Origin of the sequence: Sphingomonas sp. (genome assembly GCF_036388435.1) — a bacterium.
Lineage (GTDB): Bacteria > Pseudomonadota > Alphaproteobacteria > Sphingomonadales > Sphingomonadaceae > Sphingomonas.
In genome coordinates this window covers 37,232-56,043 of sequence record NZ_DASVRV010000048.1, presented here as the reverse complement: position 1 = coordinate 56,043, position 18,812 = coordinate 37,232, and the positions used below count along the sequence as shown (strand labels likewise).

The 18,812-nt window shown below is 69.4% G+C and carries 18 protein-coding genes and 1 tRNA gene; 9 read left to right on the top strand and 10 right to left on the bottom strand.

Going from position 1 to position 18,812, the window contains the following annotated elements:
- Positions 1-102: 102 nt before the first annotated feature.
- Genes VF592_RS11830 through VF592_RS11815 form a run of 4 tightly spaced genes read left to right on the top strand, consistent with a single transcriptional unit; the run spans position 103 to position 2,670 of the window.
- On the top strand, positions 103-507 hold the full coding sequence (locus VF592_RS11830; RefSeq protein WP_331005829.1) for a hypothetical protein: 405 nt from the start codon (positions 103-105) through the stop codon (positions 505-507).
- A gap of 56 nt (positions 508-563) precedes the next feature.
- The gene (locus VF592_RS11825; RefSeq protein WP_331005828.1) at positions 564-824 is read left to right on the top strand and encodes an HPr-rel-A system PqqD family peptide chaperone; all 261 of its coding nucleotides are present in this window, start codon (positions 564-566) and stop codon (positions 822-824) included.
- A complete protein-coding gene (locus tag VF592_RS11820) occupies positions 821-1,678 on the top strand; it encodes an HprK-related kinase A (protein WP_331005827.1) in 858 nt (285 codons plus the stop codon). Before VF592_RS11825 ends, VF592_RS11820 begins: the two co-directional genes overlap by 4 nt.
- Entirely contained in the window at positions 1,675-2,670 is a 996-nt protein-coding gene (locus tag VF592_RS11815; RefSeq protein WP_331005826.1) for a nucleotidyltransferase family protein, read from the top strand. The genes VF592_RS11820 and VF592_RS11815 overlap by 4 nt, the downstream gene beginning before the upstream one ends.
- On the opposite strand, the gene VF592_RS11810 is transcribed toward VF592_RS11815, so the two are convergent.
- Positions 2,667-3,341 (bottom strand): HAD-IA family hydrolase, encoded by a 675-nt coding sequence (locus VF592_RS11810; RefSeq protein ID WP_331005825.1) that lies wholly within the window; start codon positions 3,339-3,341, stop codon positions 2,667-2,669. The two genes, VF592_RS11815 and VF592_RS11810, sit on opposite strands and share 4 nt — an antisense overlap.
- Positions 3,342-3,404: 63 nt before the next feature.
- On the opposite strand from VF592_RS11810, the gene glmU reads away from it, so the two are divergent.
- Positions 3,405-4,784: a bifunctional UDP-N-acetylglucosamine diphosphorylase/glucosamine-1-phosphate N-acetyltransferase GlmU gene (gene glmU, locus VF592_RS11805; RefSeq protein ID WP_331005884.1), complete on the top strand. Its 1,380-nt coding sequence runs from the start codon at positions 3,405-3,407 to the stop codon at positions 4,782-4,784.
- Entirely contained in the window at positions 4,785-6,608 is a 1,824-nt protein-coding gene (gene glmS / locus VF592_RS11800) for a glutamine--fructose-6-phosphate transaminase (isomerizing) (RefSeq protein WP_331005824.1), read from the top strand. It abuts the gene before it with no gap.
- Between the two features lie 32 nt (positions 6,609-6,640).
- Here the strand turns inward: glmS and VF592_RS11795 are convergent, their stop codons facing one another.
- Positions 6,641-8,590, bottom strand: coding sequence for a CocE/NonD family hydrolase (locus tag VF592_RS11795; protein WP_331005823.1), 1,950 nt, complete (start codon positions 8,588-8,590; stop codon positions 6,641-6,643).
- A 58-nt stretch (positions 8,591-8,648) separates the two neighbouring features.
- Between VF592_RS11795 and VF592_RS11790 the strand changes: the two genes are divergently transcribed.
- Positions 8,649-9,587, top strand: a complete 939-nt coding sequence (locus VF592_RS11790; protein WP_414714216.1) for an ROK family protein — start codon at positions 8,649-8,651, stop codon at positions 9,585-9,587.
- On the opposite strand, the gene dinB is transcribed toward VF592_RS11790, so the two are convergent.
- Positions 9,584-10,645, bottom strand: coding sequence for a DNA polymerase IV (gene dinB / locus VF592_RS11785; protein ID WP_331005822.1), 1,062 nt, complete (start codon positions 10,643-10,645; stop codon positions 9,584-9,586). The genes VF592_RS11790 and dinB overlap by 4 nt on opposite strands.
- 125 nt (positions 10,646-10,770) lie before the next feature.
- On the opposite strand from dinB, the gene VF592_RS11780 reads away from it, so the two are divergent.
- Positions 10,771-12,153: a phospholipase D-like domain-containing protein gene (locus tag VF592_RS11780; protein ID WP_331005882.1), complete on the top strand. Its 1,383-nt coding sequence runs from the start codon at positions 10,771-10,773 to the stop codon at positions 12,151-12,153.
- Here VF592_RS11780 and VF592_RS11775 read toward each other — a convergent pair.
- The 7 genes from VF592_RS11775 to VF592_RS11745 form a co-directional block, all read right to left on the bottom strand.
- The gene (locus tag VF592_RS11775; RefSeq protein ID WP_331005821.1) at positions 12,150-13,133 is read right to left on the bottom strand and encodes an alpha/beta hydrolase; all 984 of its coding nucleotides are present in this window, start codon (positions 13,131-13,133) and stop codon (positions 12,150-12,152) included. The genes VF592_RS11780 and VF592_RS11775 overlap by 4 nt on opposite strands.
- Positions 13,134-13,263: 130 nt before the next feature.
- A tRNA-Pro gene (locus VF592_RS11770) sits at positions 13,264-13,340 on the bottom strand.
- 79 nt (positions 13,341-13,419) lie between these two features.
- The gene (locus VF592_RS11765) at positions 13,420-14,715 is read right to left on the bottom strand and encodes an FAD-dependent oxidoreductase (RefSeq protein ID WP_331005820.1); all 1,296 of its coding nucleotides are present in this window, start codon (positions 14,713-14,715) and stop codon (positions 13,420-13,422) included.
- 62 nt (positions 14,716-14,777) lie between these two features.
- Positions 14,778-15,344 carry a hypothetical protein gene (locus VF592_RS11760; protein WP_331005819.1) on the bottom strand — a complete coding sequence of 189 codons (567 nt, stop codon included), beginning with the start codon at positions 15,342-15,344 and terminating at the stop codon, positions 14,778-14,780.
- Complete coding sequence (locus tag VF592_RS11755) at positions 15,341-15,643, bottom strand: antitoxin Xre/MbcA/ParS toxin-binding domain-containing protein (RefSeq protein WP_331005818.1); 303 nt, start codon at positions 15,641-15,643, stop codon at positions 15,341-15,343. The genes VF592_RS11760 and VF592_RS11755 overlap by 4 nt, the downstream gene beginning before the upstream one ends.
- Positions 15,643-15,774, bottom strand: coding sequence for a hypothetical protein (locus VF592_RS11750; RefSeq protein ID WP_331005817.1), 132 nt, complete (start codon positions 15,772-15,774; stop codon positions 15,643-15,645). Before VF592_RS11750 ends, VF592_RS11755 begins: the two co-directional genes overlap by 1 nt.
- A 171-nt stretch (positions 15,775-15,945) precedes the next feature.
- Positions 15,946-16,917, bottom strand: coding sequence for a YncE family protein (locus tag VF592_RS11745; RefSeq protein WP_331005816.1), 972 nt, complete (start codon positions 16,915-16,917; stop codon positions 15,946-15,948).
- A gap of 67 nt (positions 16,918-16,984) precedes the next feature.
- On the opposite strand from VF592_RS11745, the gene lepA reads away from it, so the two are divergent.
- Positions 16,985-18,781, top strand: coding sequence for a translation elongation factor 4 (lepA, locus tag VF592_RS11740; RefSeq protein WP_331005815.1), 1,797 nt, complete (start codon positions 16,985-16,987; stop codon positions 18,779-18,781).
- Positions 18,782-18,812 lie beyond the last annotated feature (31 nt).

Here is an 18,812-nt window from a genome sequence, read left to right as displayed (position 1 = left end):
GAAGGTGCGCCGTGCGAAGGGCGCCCGTGCCGTTTCGGTACGAGCGCCGCGCTTGCGGTGCCTTCACGCTTGTGAAAGGGCTCGGCGGTTAGAAGGACCTCGATGACCGAACGCTCCGACGACGCCGCCGAGGAAGCGGACGCGAGCCCGACCCGCCGGCGCGTGCTGATCCTGGGCGCGGTCGGGGCATCGGCGGTGGTGTCGATTCGCCCCGCGCTGGCGCAGACCGCCGGCTCCGTCCTCAACTGCCAGATCCCAGTGCCCGATCCCAGCCGCGCGGGCGGCTATATCGCGGGTGACGGCAAGGTCGTCGCGTCCGGCACGAAGAACGCCTTTCCGCCCGCATCGCGCCCGTTCAAGGGCGAGGAGGTCCGGCGGGCGATGAACGGCGGCACGCTGCCGGGCACGGATTACGAGCGCAGCCGGGCTTATATGAACTATATCCGCCGGCTGCAGCGTGGCACGAGCGGGTTCACCTGCTTCGCATCGCTCCAGATGCCCAGGTGAGGTGGGCCCCGCGCGGTTGACGTGACGGAAAGCCCCGTGCGCTATAGGTCGGCCCCATGTACCGCGCCGCGTCGCCTTCCTCGCTGCTGATCGAGCCGCTCGACGACCTGACGGCGGTGTTCCACCGCGCATCGGGCATCACCCACCTGCTCGCCTCCCCGGCGCCCGAGATCCTGCGGTCGCTGCGGACAGCCGCGAGCCGCGAGCAACTTCTCGCCAGACTTGGCGACGAGTTCGACCTGGCGCAGGACGACGTTCAGGCGCTCGAGGCACGCCTCGACGAACTCGTGGCCGCCGGGCTCGTCGTGCGGGCATGAGGCATGTCCACACGGTCCGGGTCGGGCCGTACGGCTTTCGTGTCGGGTCCGACTGGCGCACGCCGATCGCTGCGCTGGAGCGGCTTTACGCCGGCTATCCGAAGCCCGACGGCATCGCCGATTTTACCGTGCGGCTGGAGGCGACGCGCCTGTGGCGTCGGTTCGTAAGGCCCGCGGTGGCGATCGCGGGCGACTGGATGCTGCCGGGCGCCGCGCCGCTGCCGCTGGCGCAGGCGCTGCTCGCGGCCGAGATGGGGATGAACCTCCAGCTCGCGCTGGGCGGGCGGCGCCACCTGCTGCTGCATGCCTCCAGCGTCGAGCGGGGCGGGCGGGCGCTGCTGATGACGGGCGAGTCGGGGGCGGGCAAGTCGACCCTGTCGGTGCTGCTGGCGGCGCGGGGCTGGCGGTTCATGGGGGACGAGTTCGCGTTGATCGACCTCGATACGGGCGAGGTACGCGCCTTTCCCCGTCCGGTCAGCCTGAAGAACGACAGCATCGGGGTCGGGCGCGCGGCCTGGCCCGGCGCGGTGGCGGGGCCGCTGCTGCGCGCGACGCCCAAGGGGGAGGTCCGGCACCTCGCGCCGGACGCGTACGCCATTGCGGCGATGGACGTGCCCGCCCGTCCGGCCCTGCTGCTATTTCCGCGTTACGGCTTCCCCGCCGAAACTCGCACCGTGCCGCCGAGCGAGACGTTCGTGCGGCTGACCCAGGCGTCGACCAACTATACGGCGCTCGGCCAGCGCGGGTTCGAGGCGCTGATCCGTCTGGTGCGCGGAGTGCCGGCGATGGCGGTCGATTACCCGGACGGCGCGGCCGGGGTCGCGGCGGTGGAGGCGTTGTGGGGCGCCCTGTGAGCCCGGCCGAGCTGCTGGTGCGCGCGCTCCGCGAGCCGGACACGGCGACCGGGCTGGACGGCGATAATTGGCAGGCGGTGATCGCGGTCGCGCGCGCGGAGCAGCTGCTGGGTACGCTGGCCTCGCGCCTCGCCGGGCTGGCGCTGCCCCTGGCGGTGCGGGCGATCCTGGCCGACGCGGCGGCGACCGCCGAGCAGGGGCGCATCGCCGCCCTGTGGGACGCGGAGATGGTCCGCCGCGCGCTGGCGCCGCTCGGCTGCGCGGTGGTGCTGCTCAAGGGCACCGCCTTCGTCGCGGCCGGGCTGGACGCGGGGCGGGGACGGTCAATCGGCGACACCGACATCCTGGTGCCGCGCGCGGCGCTGGAGGGGGTGGAGGTGGCCTTGCTCGCGGCCGGGTGGGAATGGGTGAAGCCCGACGCCTATGACGACGGTTATTACCGCCGCTGGATGCACGAGCTGCCCCCGCTGATCCACCGCGAGCGCGACCGGATGGTGGACGTGCACCACACGATCCTGCCGCCCACCGCCCGGATCACGCCGGATGCGGACGCGATGATCGCCGATGCGGTGCCGCTCGACGGCGGGCTGAGCGTTCCCGCGCCTGCCGACATGATCTGCCACGGGGCGGCGCATCTGTTCGCGGACGGCGATCTGAGCGGGGGGCTGCGCAACCTTTGGGACCTGCACTGCCTGTTGGCGGAGTTCGGCGTCGAGGGACTGCGCGCGCGCGCCGGGCGCCATGGCTTGTGGCGGGAGGTCCACCGGGCGGCGCGGCTGGCGAACGCGCTTTTCGGAACGACCATTCCCGACGCCTGGCGAGTCCGGAGCCCAGGCGACGCGCTGTTCCGCCGCCGTCTGCTGGCGCGCGACGGGTGGGGTAGGGGAACGCGGCCGGCGACGCGCTTCGGCTTCTATCTGCGTTCGCATTGGATGCGGATGCCGCCCTTGCTCCTGGCGCGGCATCTCTGGACCAAGTGGCGGCGGCGCTAGCCGCCCAGCCGTTCCAGCGCCGGGATCAGCTCGGCATAATGATCGATCACCGCGTCCGCGCCCAGCTCCTCGATCGGACCCTGGAGGAAGCCGAAGCTCACCGCGACGGTCGGCAACCCCGCCGCGCGGCCCGCCGTCACGTCGTAGATCGAATCGCCCACGAACGCCGCCCGCCCGTCGCCGCACCGCTCGACCATGAGGTGGACGAGGTCGGGCAGCGGCTTGGCGCGGCCCGGCCCGAGCGTGTCGCCGCCGACGATGCTCGCGAACCGATCGGTCAGCCCGAGCTCGCCGAGCAGGAGCCGCGCCAACCGTTCGTTCTTGTTGGTGACGATGCCGAGCGCGACCCCGCGCCGCGCGAGTTCGTCGAGCGCGTCGAGCGCGCCGGGGAAAGGCCCGGTCAGCACGGCGATGTTCGCCTCGTAGAACGCGAGCAGCCTTTGCTGGAGCAGGTCCAGCTCGGCGTCCGTGCAGCCGCCGGTCGCGGCCATGCCCTGCGCCAGCATGTGTCGCGATCCGCCGCCGATCATGGGGCGGACCCGCTCGACGGAGAGCGGCGCGCGGCCGACACTGTGGAGCGCATGATTGACCGCCGCGGCAAGGTCGCCGCTGGTGTCGAGCAGCGTGCCGTCCAGGTCGAAGCCGATGACGTCGAAGGGGAATGGGGCCATGCGCGTCCGCCTGCCAGCCCCGCTATGGCGCTGGCAAGTATCCTGTGGCAGTCGCTCGACCCCATGACGAACAGCCCGCTCGCGGCGATCGTCCTGGCCGCGGGCCAGGGCACGCGCATGAAATCCGACCTCCACAAGGTGCTCCACCCGGTCGCGGGGCGGCCGATGCTCCTTCATCTGCTGGCAAGCGTGGGCGAGCTCGCCCCGGCCCGGACCGTCGTGGTCGCGGGCGCGCGTCGCGAGCAGGTCGAGGCGGCGGTCGCGGCGATGGACGTGACGGTAGCGGTCCAGGCGGAACAGCTCGGCACGGGCCATGCGGTCGCGCAGGCGCAGGCGGCGCTGAGCGGGTTCGCGGGCGATGTGCTGATCCTGTACGGCGACGTGCCGCTGGTCGGCGCGGAGACGATGCGGCGGATGGTGGCACGGCTGCACGCCGCCGATCGGCCGGCGGCGGTGGTGCTCGGCTTCCGGCCCGCCGATCCGGGCGCCTATGGCCGCGTCATCGCCGAAGCCGACGGGTGTATCGCGCGCATGGTCGAGTTCAAGGACGCGAACCCCGCCGAGCGCGCCGAAACCTTGTGCAATTCGGGGCTGATGGCGGTCCGCTCCGCCGACCTGTTCGCGCTTCTGGCGCGCGTCGGCAACGACAACGCGGCGGGCGAATATTATTTGCCCGATATCGTCATGCTCGCCGCCGCCGACGGTCGCCATTCGGCGGTGATCGAGACCGAGGCGGGCGAGGTCGCCGGCGTCAACAGCCGCGCCGAGCTGGCGGTCGTGGAGGCCGATTGGCAGCAGCGCCGTCGTGCCCGGGCCATGGCGGACGGCGCCACGCTGCTCGCCCCGGAGACGGTGTGGTTCAGCCACGATACGGTGCTGGGCCGCGACGTGACGGTGGCGCAGAATGTCGTGTTCGGGCCCGGCGTGACGATCGCCGACGGCGTCGCCGTCCACGCCTTCAGCCACCTGGAAGGCGCGACCGTCGCGACGGGCGCCAGCATCGGCCCCTATGCCCGGCTGCGCCCCGGCGCGGTGATGGCGGAGGGGTCGCGGGTCGGCAATTTCGTCGAGATGAAGAAGGCGACGCTCGGACCCGGCGCCAAGGCCAGCCACCTGACCTATCTGGGCGACGCCGATGTGGGCGCGGACGCGAATATCGGCGCGGGGACGATCACCTGCAATTATGACGGGTTCCTGAAACACCGCACGACCATCGGCGAGGGGGCGTTCATCGGGTCCAATTCGGCGCTGGTCGCGCCCGTGACGATCGGCGCGGGGGCGATCGTGGCGGCGGGGTCGGTGATCACCGGCGATGTCGCGCCCGACGCGCTGGCGCTCGCGCGCGCCAAGCAGGAGGCGCGGCCCGACTGGGCGAAGCGCTTTCGCGATCTGATGCGGGCGCGTAAGGATGCGGCGAAGAACGGTTCGGGGACAAAAGCGTAAATGTGTGGGATCGTTGGAATATTAGGGGTCGGCCCGGTCGCCGACCGGCTGCTCGACGGGCTCAAGCGTCTCGAATATCGCGGCTATGATTCGGCGGGGATCTGCACCGTCCATCGGGGCGATTTCGATCGGCGCCGCGCGCCCGGCAAGCTCCGCAACCTCGCCGAACGGCTGCAAGAGGAACCGCTGCCGGGCGAGGGGGGCGTGGCGCATACCCGCTGGGCGACGCACGGTGCCCCGACGATCAACAACGCGCACCCGCACATCGCGGGCGACGTGGTGGTCGTCCACAACGGTATCATCGAGAATTTCAAGCTGCTTCGCGACGAGCTGACCGCGCAGGGGCGCGAACTCCAGAGCGAGACCGATACCGAGGTCGTCGCCCATCTGCTCGCGCGTGAGATCGAGGCGGGCAGGGAACCGCGCGACGCTCTGTCGGCGGTGCTGCCGCGGCTGCACGGCGCGTTCGCGCTGGCGATCATGATCCGCACTCATCCCGACCTGCTGCTCGGCGCCAGGGTCGGCTCACCGCTAGCGGTGGGGATCGGCGAGGGCGAGAATTTCCTCGGATCGGACGCGCTCGCGCTGGCGCCGTTCACCCAGCGGGTGATCTATCTGGAGGAGGGCGACCGGGTCGCGATCACGCGTGCGGGCGTCGCGGTCACCGACGCGGACGATGTCCCCGTGGAGCGTCCGATCGTCCAGTCGGGCGCGTCGGGGCAGCTGATCGACAAGGGCAATCACCGCCACTTCATGCAGAAGGAGATATACGAGCAGCCCGTCGTCGTCGCGCAGACGCTGCGCTCCTATCTCCGCCCGTTGGAGGAGCAGGTCGCGCTGCCCGACATGGCGTTCGACCTGTCGGCGATCGAGCGGGTCGCGATCGTCGCCTGCGGCACCGCATCCTATGTCGGGATGATCGGCAAATATTGGATCGAGCAGTTCGCGAGGGTGCCGGTCGAGGTCGATGTCGCCAGCGAGTTCCGCTACCGCGACCCCGTGCTGACGCCGGGGATGCTGGGCGTCGTCGTGTCGCAGTCGGGCGAGACGGCGGACACGCTGGCGGCGCTGCGCCACATGAAGCAGCACGGCGTCACTACGGCGGGGATCATCAACGTCCCCACCTCGTCCATGGCGCGCGAGGTCGACCTGCTGCTGTCGACCCATGCGGGGCCGGAGATCGGCGTGGCGTCGACCAAGGCCTTCACCTGCCAGCTCGCGGTGATGGCCGCGCTCGCGACCAACCTCGCCCGCGCCAAGGGCAAATTGTCGCGCGAGGAGGAGCGCGAGATCGTCCGCCACCTGTCCGAAGCGCCCGAGGCGATGAGCCGGGCGCTGTCCCATGACGACGAGATCGCCGCGATGGCGGGCAAGATCGCGACCGCGCGCGACGTGCTCTATCTGGGGCGCGGTCCCGATTACCCGCTGGCGCTGGAGGGCGCGCTCAAGCTGAAGGAGATCAGCTACATCCACGCCGAGGGCTATGCCTCGGGCGAGATGAAGCATGGGCCGATCGCGTTGATCGACGACCAAGTGCCGTTGATCGTGCTCGCGCCGTCGGGACCGCTGTTCGACAAGACGGTGTCCAACATGCACGAAGCCCAGGCGCGCGGCGCGCAGGTGGTGCTGATCTCCGACGCGGCGGGTATCGCCCAGGCGGGCGAGAACACGATCGCGACGATCGAGATGCCCCAGGTCCACCCGCTGATCGCGCCCCTGGTCTACGCGATCCCCGTGCAGTTGCTGGCCTATCACGTCGCGGTCGCCAAGGGCACCGATGTGGACCAGCCGCGCAACCTGGCGAAGTCGGTGACGGTGGAGTGAGGCGAACCCTCTCCCGCTTGCGCGGGAGGGGGTTACCTGGCCGCCGCTCGCTTCTGCTCGACCGGCACCACGGGCAGATGCACCGCGCTGGCGTTCGCGCCGCCGCGCTCCAGCGTCACCGTCGCCTTTTGATAATCGCCGGGCCTGGCGAAGAAGATGTTGGGCACATATTTCTGCGGGCTGCGGTCGTAAAGCGGGAACAGGGTGGACTGGACCTGGACCATGATCCGGTGCCCCGGCTGGAACACGTGGTTCACGGTGGGCAGGCGGAAGCGATAGCGCTGGACCTTGCCCGCCGGGATCGCCGCCGGCTTCTCGAAGCTGTCGCGATAGCGTCCGCGGAAGATATCCAGGCTGATCGCGAGCTGATAGCCGCCCTTTTTCGGGTCGGTCGCGACCTCGTCGGGATGGACGTCGATCAGCTTGACCACGAAATCGCCGTCGCTGCCGGTCGTGCGCGCATAGATGTCCGCGAAAGGCGCCCCCGACACGCGCACCGCCTCGGTCAGGACGGGGGTTTGATAGGTCATCACGTCGGGACGGCCGTCGACATGGCGCTGGTCGCTGACCAGCCACGCGCCCCAGCGCCCGTCGTTGAAGTTCACCGGACGCGGCAGATGCGGAACCGGCTTGGCGGGGTCCGAGACATAGGCGTCGCCGCCGGTTGCGCCCTTCGCGAAGCCGAGCCCGCCGCCCGCCTGGAGATATAGCGGCTTGAGCGGCGCGCGGCAGCCGGTCTCGCAGGCGAGCGGCCAGTCGGCGAGTTCGTCCCAGCGATTGTCGCCCGTGTTGTAGATCAGCGCCTGGGGCGGGGTGAAGGCGGGCCGGCCGGGGCGCAGATACTGGTCGAAGAAGGGGAACAGATATTCCTCGCGCCACTGGGTCGCGGTGTCCCCGCGCCATTTGAAGTCGCCCAGCGACGAGCCGTCGTAATTGGCTTGGCTGTGCCGCCAGGGCCCCATCACCAGGAAGTTGTTCGCCGCCTTGCCCTTGGCCTTGAGCGCTTCCCAGGCGACGATCGCGCCGTACATGTCCTCCTGATCCCACAAGCCCTGTTCCCACATGGTGGGGACGTTCGAGGGGTTGGCGGCGAGCAGCTTGTCGAGCGCCTGACCCTGCCAGAAGGCGTCGTAGGAGGGATGCTCGCTCATGCGGCGCCAATAGGGAAGCTGGTCGTAGCCCGACTTCTTCGCCCAATCGCCCGCGGAGCCGACCCGGCGGAACTGCTCGTAGTCGTCGTAGATGCCCGATGGTGGTTCGGTGCCCTTGCCCTTGTACCCCGTTTGCGAGCCGAGCCAGCCGATGTTCGCCAGCCGGAACGCGCCGTGATGGAACCAGTCGTCGCCCATCCACCCGTCGATCATCGGGCTTTCGGGCGCGGCGACCTTGAGCGCGGGATGGGGCTTGAGCAGTGCCATGACGACGGTGAACCCCTCATAGGACGAACCCAGCATCCCGACGCGCCCGTTCGACTCGGCCAGGTTCGCCTTATTCACCAGCCAGTCGATCGTGTCGTACGCGTCGGTCACATGGTCGGTGGTGGTGCGATTGAGCGGGCCGATCACCGGGCGGGTGACGATATAGTCGCCCTCCGACCCGTATTTGCCGCGAATGTCCTGGAACACGCGAATATAGCCGTTGCGGACGAACACCTCGTCGCCCTGGGGCAGCGCAGAGAGCATGTTGGGACCGTCGGTCCGGCTGGCGCGGCCCGCCGCGTCATAGGGGGTGCGGGTCAGCAGGATAGGGGCGGCCGTCGCCCCTTTCGGCACCATGATCACGGTGAACAGCCTGGTCCCGTCGCGCATCGGCACCATCACCTCGCGCCGGACATAGTCGCGCGCCTCGATGGGCGGCGTGAATTTCGCGGGCACGTCCCCGCCCGTGGCGCGCGTCCGCTCGTCCTTGGGCGCGCTGTCCCCGGGCAGGGTCTGCGCGGTCAGGAGGGTGAGGGCCGAGCAGAGAAGGACGAAGCGCCGCATGAACAACTCCTGATATATGATAATGCGTCATGCAGCCGGGATGGTGCTCAAGTCCAGCATGGGGGACGGCGAAATGACGAGGGGCGCGGAGCCGTTGATCGCGGGCGTCGAACTGGGCGGCACCAAATGCGTCTGTATCCTCGGCCGAGGCCCCGACGCCGTCGAGGCGGAGGTGCGACTGCCGACGGGCAGGCCCGAGGAAACGCTGGCCGCGATCGAGGCCGTGCTCGACGGGTGGAGCGGCTTCGTGGGCATCGGGATCGCGAGTTTCGGCCCGGTATCGATCGACCGGGATGCGCGCGATTGGGGGCATGTCACCGTCACCACCAAGCCCGGCTGGTCGGGAACCGACATCGCCGGTCGACTGGCGCGGCGATACGGCAAGCCCGTCGGCTTCCACACCGACGTGGTCGGGGCCGCGCTGGCGGAGGCGCGTTGGGGCGCGGCCAGGGGTTTGTCGGACATTGCCTATGTAACCGTCGGCACCGGCGTCGGCGCGGGCCTGATCGCGGACGGGCGGCCCGTGGACGGGCTGACGCACGGCGAATATGGTCATCTTCGCCCCGTCCGCCTGGCGGGCGACGACTGGGTCGGCACCTGTCCCTTTCACGGCGCGTGCATCGAGGGGCTGGCGGCCGGACCCGCCATCGCCGCGCGCGCGGGGCGAGCGGGCGACGAGGTAGCGCGGGACGATCCGCTATGGGAGGGAGTCGCCCATGCACTCGCCCAGCTCGCCCATGCGCTGGTGCTGACCGGCGTTCCGCGCCGGATCGTCTGGGGCGGCGGCGTGATGGGCGGTGGCGACCTGCTTCCCCGGATGCGCGCGCTCCTCAGGACCAGTCTGGGCGGCTATCTGCCGTTTCCGGAGATCGTGGACGGCGACACCTTCCTGGTGTCCGCCGCGTTGGGCGACCGCGCCGGGCCGTTGGGCGCGATCGTCCTGGGCGGCCAGGCGCTCGCGATCCGGTCGCGCGCCGCCGAGCCGCCCATCGGCTAAAGCGGCAGCGCCGGTTGCGCCTCCGCGCCGGGAACCACCAGCCCGGACAGCGTCAGGCCCAACAGCCTGATTCCGTTCGGCACCGGCAGCTCCCGGTCGAGCAGCAGGCGCCCCGCCGCCAGAAAAGTGTCGCGATCGCGAACAGGGTCGGCGAAGGACCGCGCGCGGGTGATCGTCGTGAAATCGGGATGGCGCAGCTTCAACGTCACCGTCCGCCCGCGCGCCTGATGACGCTCGACGCGCACCCAGGCGGCATCGGCGATCCCCGCCAGCCGATCGATAAGCTCGGCCGCGTCGGCGATGTTGGTGTCGAAGGTCCGCTCCGCGCCGATCGACTTGCTGACCCGGTGCGCGCGGACGGGCCGCTCGTCCTCGCCCCGCGCGGCGCGGTGGAGATAGCCGGCATGGGCGCCGAACCGCGCCTGGAGAAAGAGGAGGTCGCGGTCGCGCAGGTCGGCGCCGGTGCGGATGCCCAGCCGCTCCATCCTGGCCGCGGTCACCGGGCCGACCCCGTGAAAGCGCGACACGGGCAGCGACGCGACGAATGCCGCGCCCTTGTGGGGCGGGATGACGCAGAGGCCGTCGGGCTTGTTCTGGTCGGAGGCGAGCTTGGCGATGAACTTGTTGTAGCTGACGCCGGCCGACGCGGTCAGTCCCGTGACCTCGCGGATGCGCGCGCGGATCGCCTCCGCGATCGCCTGCGCCGACCCCAATCCCGCGCGATCCTCGCTCACGTCCAGATAGGCTTCGTCGAGCGACAGGGGTTCGACCAGGTCGGTATAATCGTGAAAGATCGCGCGGATCTGCCGCGAGACCTCGGCATAGACCTCGAAACGCGGGCGCACGAACAGCAGGTCGGGGCAGCGTCGCAACGCGCCGGACGACGGCATGGCGGAGCGGACGCCGAACCGGCGCGCTTCATAGCTGGCCGCCGCCACCACGCCGCGCGCGCCGCGCCCGCCGACCGCGACGGGCCTGCCCCTGAGCGCCGGATCGTCGCGCTGCTCGACCGAGGCGTAGAAGGCGTCCATGTCGATATGGATGATCTTGCGCGTCATCGCGGGCCGGAACGTAGCAGGAACGATAACTTCATACGAATCTATTTGGCAGGGTAACGTCTCGCCGTCACAAGGGCGCGGTGAAGAACGGGGTCGAAATCTGGCGGACGGCGCAGGCCGATCGCATGTCGGTGATCGTCGATGCCGACGTGTATTTCCGGACGCTTCGCCAGTCGATGCTGCTCGCGCGCAAGCGGATCATGCTGATCGGCTGGGACTTCGACGCCCGTATCGCGCTCGATCGCGGGGAAAGGCTGCCCGGCGAGCCGCGCACGGTCGGCGGCTTCGTCCGCTGGCTGGTCGACCGGTCGCCCGAACTCGAAGTCTATCTGCTCCGCTGGGATCTGGGCGCGGTCAAGTCGCTGTTCCGGGGGACCACCCTTTTCTCGCTCCTCCGCTGGATGCGGCATCCGCGCATCACGACCCTGCTCGACGGCCATCACCCGATCGGCGGATCGCATCACCAGAAGATCGTCGTGATCGACGACTGCCTGGCCTTTTGCGGCGGGATCGACGTGACTAGCGAGCGGTGGGACACCTGCGCGCATCTGGATCACCAACCCGGCCGTCGCACCGCGCTGGGCTGGCCGTACAAGCCTTGGCACGACGCGACGAGCGCGGTCGAGGGACCGCTCGCGGCGGCGCTCGGCGAGCTCGCGCGCGACCGGTGGCGGCTCGCGGGTGGGCGGACCCTGGAGCCCGTCTCGGCGACGCCCGACTGCTGGCCGCCTGACCTCCCGGTCGATTTCACGAAGGTCGAGGTCGGCATCGCGCGCACCAGCCCGGCGATGGACGATTGCGATCCGATCCACGAATCCGAGTCCCTGTTCCTGGCTCAGATCGCCGCGGCCAAGCGCCATCTTTATATCGAATCGCAATATTTCGCGTCGCGCCGCATCGCCGAGGCAATCGCCAGGCGCCTGGCGGAGCCCGACGGCCCCGAGATCGTCATCGTCAACCCGCGCCACGCGCAGGGCTGGCTCGAGCCGCTGGCGATGGACACGGCGCGTGCGCGACTGATGGCGGCCCTGTGGGAGCGCGATCCGCACAAGCGGCTGCGCCTGTATCATCCCGTCACCAGGGGCGGGAAGGACATCTATGTCCATGCCAAGATCCTGATCGCCGATACGCAGACTATCCGGCTGGGCTCGTCCAACATGAACAACCGGTCGCTCCGCCTCGACACGGAATGCGACCTGGCGCTGGAGGCCGCGGACGACGACGCCCGCCGCACGATCGCGCGCATCCGGGGCGGGCTGCTTGCCGAGCATCTGGATGTCCCGGTCGAGGAGGTCGACCGTCTGCTCGCCGAGACGGGCTCGCTGATCGAGACGGTGGAGCGGCTGCGCGGGTCGGGGAAGACGCTGGATCCCTATGAGGTGCCCGAGCTCGGCGCCGTCACCGAATGGCTGGCCGACAACGAGGTGCTCGACCCCGAAGGGCCCGACGAGATGTTCGAGTCTCTCGCCAAGCGCGGCCTGTTCCGCCGGCTGCGCTCGCCGCGCTAGCGGCGTATCCGGGCCAGCACCACGCGCAGCACCCGCGCGCAATCCGCGGGATGGGTGACGGGCAGCATGTGCCCGCCCTCGATCAGCTCGAACACGCCGCCCGCGATCATGTCGGCGGTCCTGCGTCCGTGCAGCTCGGGCTGTAGCAGCCGGTCGCCGCGCCCGAACAGGATCGATACCGGCAGCGCCAGTTCGGCATAGCGCGGCGTCATGGCGTCCAGGTCGTCGCGCGCCGCCGCGATATCGTACATTGCGGCTTCGAGCGCCGCGGGCCGCAGCGCCAACAGGCCGCCGCCGCGCGTGCCGAAATCGTCTGGCACGGGATCGGGCGCGAAGATCATCCTAAGATTGGGCTTGCTGGTTAGCCGGCCGAGCGGCACGCCGAGCGTGCGCGACACCAGCTTTCGCGACAGCGCCGAATCGCGCTGCAACTGGCGGAAGACTTCGGGGACCTGGTCCATCGGCTGGGAGAGGGGGGCGAGCAGCGACAGGCCGCCCAGCCGCCCCGGCGCAGCGAGTGCCGCCGCCAACGCCACCGCGCCGCCCAGCGAGTGGCCGACGACCAGGGGCTTGTCGAGCTTGAGCTTGTCGACGAGCCGCGCAACCAGCCGCCCTTGCGCGCGGATGTCGGGCGTCGTGCCCGCCCTGGCCTTGGAATAGCCCGAACCCGGCCGATCGACGACGATCAGCCGATATTCGCCCTCCAGCAGCTCGGACAGGGCATAGGTGAAGTTGCGGATCTGCCCGCCCAGGCCGTGCACCATGACGATCGCGGGCCCGGCGCCCCGGTCGACATAATGAAGGCGATTGCCCTCGATCTCGATGAACGTGCCGTCGGCGGGCACCTTGCGCTCCGCGTCGCGGCCGATCAGCGCCGAGGCGACGGCGAGCCCGGCGGTCGTCGCACCGACTCCGAGCGCGGCGAGCCCCGCGCGCTTCAACCAATTGGGGGAAGGGCGATGGTTACGGTCTACAGTCATGACGGTAGCAAGGTTCGGAACACGACTTTGGTTCCCCGACCGCTTCGCGGGCAAGTCGGCGGATGGTTCGGCGTCCAAAGCCCCGAACCGCCGGCGCCGATATCGGCATAGGGATGTCGCCGATAGATGTTGGTCGGGAAGAGAGGATTCGAACCTCCGGCCCCTGCCTCCCGAAGGCAGTGCTCTACCAGGCTGAGCTACTCCCCGACGGAGCTCGGCGACCGCGTGGGCGGCGGGCCGATATGCTTGGCGGGGCTATAGACACGGGCTCCGACACGCGCAAGCATCAAGCGCGCGCCGCCAGCAAAGCCGCCATGCTCACCAACTTCTCCCGCGGCGCCCCCGCGCGTGCCCCCGCGACCTCGACATCGTCGATCCGCTGCCAGTCCCGAAAGGTGACCACCTCCACTCCGCGCGCGTCGAGCAGGCGGTCGAGGCCGGCGCGACCCTGCTTGCCGCTGTCCGGCATGATATCGGCAGCGATCTGGTCGATGATCATGAAGCCGTCGGGACGGTTGGTGCCGATCGTCCCTGTCGGTCCCCGCCGCGCCCAGCCGACCGCATAGAGCCTCGGCGCGATCCGCCCATCGACGTTCGCGAAACGGCCCAGCTGCTCGTCATAAGGAACGCCGTCGATCGGCGGGGTGCGGTAGCCGATGCAGCTGACCACTAGGCTGGCGGGAACGACATAGGTCTGGCCCGTCATCGCGACCCGACCGGTGGCGTCGAGCGTCGTGCGCTCGACCACCACGCGCTGGACACGCCCTTCCCCCTCGATCCGCAGCGGGGCGGCGTGGAAGTCGAAGATGATCCGAACCGCCTTGCTCACGGCGCGCGCGGCGAAGCTGCGCAGATGGGCCACCGATTTGCGTTGACCCGGATCGAGCGCGGCGTCGGTGTCGACGGGGGGCAGATCGGCCGGATCGACTTCCGGAGCCGCGCGCGCGAGATGGCCGAGCTCGCCGAGCTCCTTGGGCGTCATCGCAATCTGGTGCGGACCGCGGCGCGCGAGGATGGTGATCGTGTCGAACCGGCCGCCGCGAAGCTGGTCGAGCGCGTGGGCGACGATATCGGAGCCGGCGAATTCCTCGTCGGTTTTGGCGAGGACGCGCGCCACGTCGAGCGCGACATTGCCCGCCCCGACGATCACCGCGCCCGCTCCCCGGAGCGGCGGAGCGAGGTCGGCATGGTCGGGATGGCCGTTATACCAGCCGACGAACGCCGCCGATCCGATCACGCCGGGCAGATCGCCGCCGGGAATGCCGACCGGCCGGTCGGACGGCGCCCCGGTGGCGAGCACGACGGCGTCGTACAGCTCGCCCAGCTCGGCGATCGTCACGTCGGGCCCGACGGTGACGTTGCCGACGAAGCGGACATTGTCCGACAACGCGGTCGCTTCGTAGCGGCGGGACACGCCCTTGATCGACTGGTGATCGGGCGCGACGCCGGTGCGGATCAGGCCATAGGGCACCGGCAGCCGATCGATGATGTCGACGCGGACCTCGTCACCCCACAGCTTCTGGGCCGCCTCGGCGGTGTAATAGCCGGCCGGCCCCGAACCGATGATGGCGATGTGGCGCATGGCGCTTCTTCTCCCGTCGCGCCCAAGTCCCTGCGCGGGCCAAGTTCGGGCGCGGGCCAAGTCTACGCACGGGAAAGTTCAAGTCCATGCCCGACATAGGCACGGGGAGCGGTCGGCCGCGGCGTCACGACATGGAGCGCCAGCCGGTCGTAAAAGGCGCAGACATCGACCAGCTGATCGGGGGAGGGCATGATCGGCGACAACAGCGGAAACAAGGCCAGCGCGTTCCCGTCGACCCCGGAAGCGGGCCAGCCGACCGTCATCCGATCGCCCCGGCCGCGATCGGGACGGTGAGCGCGGCCGTCATGGCGCCGCAGGCACAGGGTGGACCAGAATAAGGCGCGGAGTCGCTCCGCATCCGCGCCGGTCCTTCCATGCTCGGCGCACAGCGCCGCCAGCCTGACCACCGTATGGCGCGAGCGGGGCGGGAGCACGACACCTCTGTCCGACGCCGTCTCGGTAATCAGGACATAAAGAAGGCGGTCGAGTTCGGCGAGCATGTTGCCGACGACCTTGACGGAGCCGCGCCGCGCGTCGCGTCCGATCCCGGCTCTGACGAACGCGGTGCCGCGGCGGAGCGCCGCATAGGCCGATGGCGATCTCGTCCGGCCTGCGCGCGCCTCCGTCACCCCTGACGAGCGGCGCGCTCGGCCATGGCCCGTTCGACCGCGGTGAGACCCTCCGCGCTGGAGACCGCGATGTCCAGCGGACGGCCGCCAAGCGCATCGTCATGCGTGTTGAGGAACGCCATCACCGCGTCGCGGTCGCCCAACGCGGTCCAGGCGCTGCGCGCGACCTGACCTTGCCGATTCGCCTGATCGGGCGTGAGCTTCACCGCGTTGAACTTGCTGCGAAAGCGCTTGAACTCAGGCTTTTTGTTCGCGGAGGCGGTATCGTCCGGTGCGACGACGGGTTCGGTATCGGCCATCAGACGGACCGCCCCATGATCATGCCCGCGCCCAGGTCGCGTTGCAGGCAGCCGATGCGTTCCGCATAGCCCATGGCCTGCCGGTCGAAGCTATCGCGCGTCTCGTCGTCGATCGCGGCGTCGGCCCGCATCAGCGAAACCTGATGACGGTGAAAAAGACAGTTGAGGTCCAAGGACGATCCCCTCTGGCGTAAGCGGGAGCGCGTTGGTCTCTCAGTCGCCGGCGCCTACGAAAGCCGAGCCGGCGATAACGATCATATGGGGATCGGCGCCGGAATTCCTAGCCGGTCCGACCGGCCCGCTCAGGGAAGCGTGATCGGACTGATGCCGAGCCCGTCGCCGTTGCGGCCTGCCGGCAGGTGCCGCAGGACTCGCCCGCTCGCGAAATCCAGCTCCGCCACACGGTCGGTGCCCGTCTGGGCGATGTAGAGGCGCGCGCCGTCCCGCGAGAACAGCATCGTCACTTGTTGCGACGCGGGGTCGCCGACCGGGACCGTTCGGATCGGCTGCATCGTTGCGGCATCGAACACGCTGACGGTGCCCGCGCCGAAGTTCGACGTGATCGCGTAGCGGCCGTCGGGCGAGATCGCGACGCGGATCGGTGTCCTGCCCGTGGGCTGCCGCGCGACCTCGCGACCGGTCGCGAGGTCGATCACATGCACCATGTCCCCCGCCCGGTCGGCGACCCACAGGCGTCTGCCGTCCGACGTCAGCGCGATCCCTTCCGGTTGTCCGGTGGCCGCTATGTCGCGCAGCTTCCGACCCCGCGCGAGGTCGATCACCCCGACGCTGCCCGATCCCATGTTCGCGACATAGGCGAGACGCCGGTCGCCCGACACCGCGACCATATGCGACCCCTTCGCCCCGGTCGCCACGCTCACGATCCTCGGCGCCCGGCGAGGAGGCAGGGTGATGATCGCCAGCGCGCCGCGCCCCTCCATCGTCGCGACGATCCGGCCGTCGCCGAGCCATAGCAGCCCATGAGGACGCGCGTTCGCGCCCAGGTCGATCGTCCCGACGCGGCGGGCGGTCGCCAGGTCGAACATCTCGATGGTGCGGCCGCCATAGGCCACGACGGCGGCGCGGTCGCCCTTGGGCGAGATCGCGACCTCGTGCGGCATGCGCCCGGTGGGAACCCGGCGGCGTTCGCGGCCGCTGGCGAGGTCGACGAAACTCAAGCTATCCTCGCCCTTGTTCCCGACGAGCAAGGTGCCTTGCGTGCCGACCGGCGCGGCGGCCAGCATTATCGACAGGGTCAGGGCCAGAAGGCGCATCGGTCTCTCCCGCGATGAAGGCCAGTGGCTAGCACCGGGGCCATGGCTGCGCTAGGCGCGGGCGATCATGGCAACACCGCTCGACCGCATCCGTAACTTCTCCATCATCGCGCATATCGACCATGGCAAATCGACCCTGGCCGATCGGCTGATCCAGACGACGGGCGGGCTGACCGAACGCGAGATGTCGGCGCAAGTTCTTGATAACATGGACATCGAGCGCGAGCGCGGGATCACCATCAAGGCGCAGACCGTCAGGCTCGACTACAAGGGCTATGTTCTCAACCTGATGGACACGCCGGGGCATGTCGACTTCGCTTACGAGGTCTCGCGCAGCCTGGCGGCGTGCGAGGGCGCGCTGCTGGTCGTCGATGCGGCGCAGGGGGTCGAGGCGCAGACGCTGGCCAATGTCTACCAGTCGATCGAGCACGACCATGAGATCGTGCCCGTCATCAACAAGATCGATCTGCCCGCCGCCGAGCCCGAAAAGGTGCGCGCGGAGATCGAGGAGGTGATCGGCCTCGACGCGTCGGAGGCGGTGCTCGCCTCCGCCAAGTCGGGAATCGGGATCACCGAGATACTGGACGCGATCGTCCGGCGCATCCCGCCGCCCAAGGGCGACGTGACCGCGCCGCTCAAGGCGATGCTGGTCGACAGCTGGTACGACCCGTATCTGGGCGTCGTCATCCTGGTGCGCGTGATCGACGGGTCGCTGAAAAAGGGCCAGGAGATCCAGTTCATGCAGGCGGGCACGCGCCACTTGGTCGACCGGGTCGGGTGCTTCCGCCCCAAGATCGAGCAGCTTCCCGATTTGGGACCGGGCGAGATCGGCTTCATCACCGCGCAGATCAAGGACGTGGCGCAGGCGCGTGTCGGCGACACGCTGACCGACGCGAAGCGCCCGGCGAAACAGGCGCTGCCGGGCTTCAAGGAAGTCCAGCCCGTCGTGTTCTGCGGGATGTTTCCCGTCGATGCCAACGACTTCGAAAAGCTTCGCGAGTCGATCTCGAAGCTGCGGCTGAACGATGCCAGCTTCTCGTTCGAGGCGGAGTCCTCGGCCGCGCTCGGCTTCGGCTATCGGTGCGGGTTCCTGGGGCTGCTGCACCTGGAGATCATCCAGGAGCGGCTGACGCGCGAATATGACCTGGACCTGATCACGACCGCGCCGAGCGTCGTCTACCAGATCGAGCTGACGCATGGCGAGGGACATCTGGAGCTCCACAACCCCGCCGACATGCCCGACCCGAACAAGATCGCGAGCATCGCCGAGCCGTGGATCGAGGCGACCATCTATGTTCCCGACGAATATCTCGGGTCGATCCTGAAGCTTTGCCAGGACCGGCGCGGCATCCAGAAGAACCTGACCTATGTCGCGGGGCGCGCGCAGGCGGTGTACGAGCTGCCGCTCAACGAGGTGGTGTTCGACTTCTACGACCGGCTGAAGTCGATCAGCCGGGGCTATGCCTCGTTCGATTATCACCAGATCGGCTACCGCGAGGGCGACCTCGTCAAGATGGGCATCCTGGTCAATGCCGAGCCGGTCGACGCGCTGTCGATGATCGTCCACCGGGCCACCGCCGAGGTGCGGGGGCGGGGGATGTGCGAGCGGTTGAAGGACCTGATCCCGCGCCACCTGTTCAAGATCCCGATCCAGGCGGCGATCGGCGGCAAGGTGATCGCGCGCGAGACGATCGCGGCGATGAGAAAGGACGTCACCGCAAAATGCTATGGCGGGGACATCTCACGCAAGAAGAAGCTGCTCGACAAGCAGAAGGAAGGCAAGAAGCGGATGCGGGAATATGGATCGGTGCAGATCCCGCAAGAGGCCTTCATCGCCGCCCTGCGCATGGGCGACGACGCCTGAACGCCGAAAAGCACAGCGACCGATTGGCGGT

What these genes read in the sequence shown, in the direction of transcription:
- VF592_RS11830 (WP_331005829.1), top strand. Translation starts at nt 103, where the DNA reads ATGACCGAACGCTCCGACGACGCCGCCGAGGAAGCGGACGCGAGCCCG.
- VF592_RS11825 (WP_331005828.1), top strand. Translation starts at nt 564, where the DNA reads ATGTACCGCGCCGCGTCGCCTTCCTCGCTGCTGATCGAGCCGCTCGAC.
- VF592_RS11820 (WP_331005827.1), top strand. Translation starts at nt 821, where the DNA reads ATGAGGCATGTCCACACGGTCCGGGTCGGGCCGTACGGCTTTCGTGTC.
- VF592_RS11810 (WP_331005825.1), bottom strand. Translation starts at nt 3,341, where the DNA reads ATGGCCCCATTCCCCTTCGACGTCATCGGCTTCGACCTGGACGGCACG.
- glmU (WP_331005884.1), top strand. Translation starts at nt 3,405, where the DNA reads ATGACGAACAGCCCGCTCGCGGCGATCGTCCTGGCCGCGGGCCAGGGC.
- glmS (WP_331005824.1), top strand. Translation starts at nt 4,785, where the DNA reads ATGTGTGGGATCGTTGGAATATTAGGGGTCGGCCCGGTCGCCGACCGG.
- VF592_RS11795 (WP_331005823.1), bottom strand. Translation starts at nt 8,590, where the DNA reads ATGCGGCGCTTCGTCCTTCTCTGCTCGGCCCTCACCCTCCTGACCGCG.
- VF592_RS11790 (WP_414714216.1), top strand. Translation starts at nt 8,649, where the DNA reads ATGGGGGACGGCGAAATGACGAGGGGCGCGGAGCCGTTGATCGCGGGC.
- dinB (WP_331005822.1), bottom strand. Translation starts at nt 10,645, where the DNA reads ATGACGCGCAAGATCATCCATATCGACATGGACGCCTTCTACGCCTCG.
- VF592_RS11780 (WP_331005882.1), top strand. Translation starts at nt 10,771, where the DNA reads ATGTCGGTGATCGTCGATGCCGACGTGTATTTCCGGACGCTTCGCCAG.
- VF592_RS11775 (WP_331005821.1), bottom strand. Translation starts at nt 13,133, where the DNA reads ATGACTGTAGACCGTAACCATCGCCCTTCCCCCAATTGGTTGAAGCGC.
- VF592_RS11765 (WP_331005820.1), bottom strand. Translation starts at nt 14,715, where the DNA reads ATGCGCCACATCGCCATCATCGGTTCGGGGCCGGCCGGCTATTACACC.
- VF592_RS11755 (WP_331005818.1), bottom strand. Translation starts at nt 15,643, where the DNA reads ATGGCCGATACCGAACCCGTCGTCGCACCGGACGATACCGCCTCCGCG.
- VF592_RS11750 (WP_331005817.1), bottom strand. Translation starts at nt 15,774, where the DNA reads ATGCGGGCCGACGCCGCGATCGACGACGAGACGCGCGATAGCTTCGAC.
- VF592_RS11745 (WP_331005816.1), bottom strand. Translation starts at nt 16,917, where the DNA reads ATGCGCCTTCTGGCCCTGACCCTGTCGATAATGCTGGCCGCCGCGCCG.
- lepA (WP_331005815.1), top strand. Translation starts at nt 16,985, where the DNA reads ATGGCAACACCGCTCGACCGCATCCGTAACTTCTCCATCATCGCGCAT.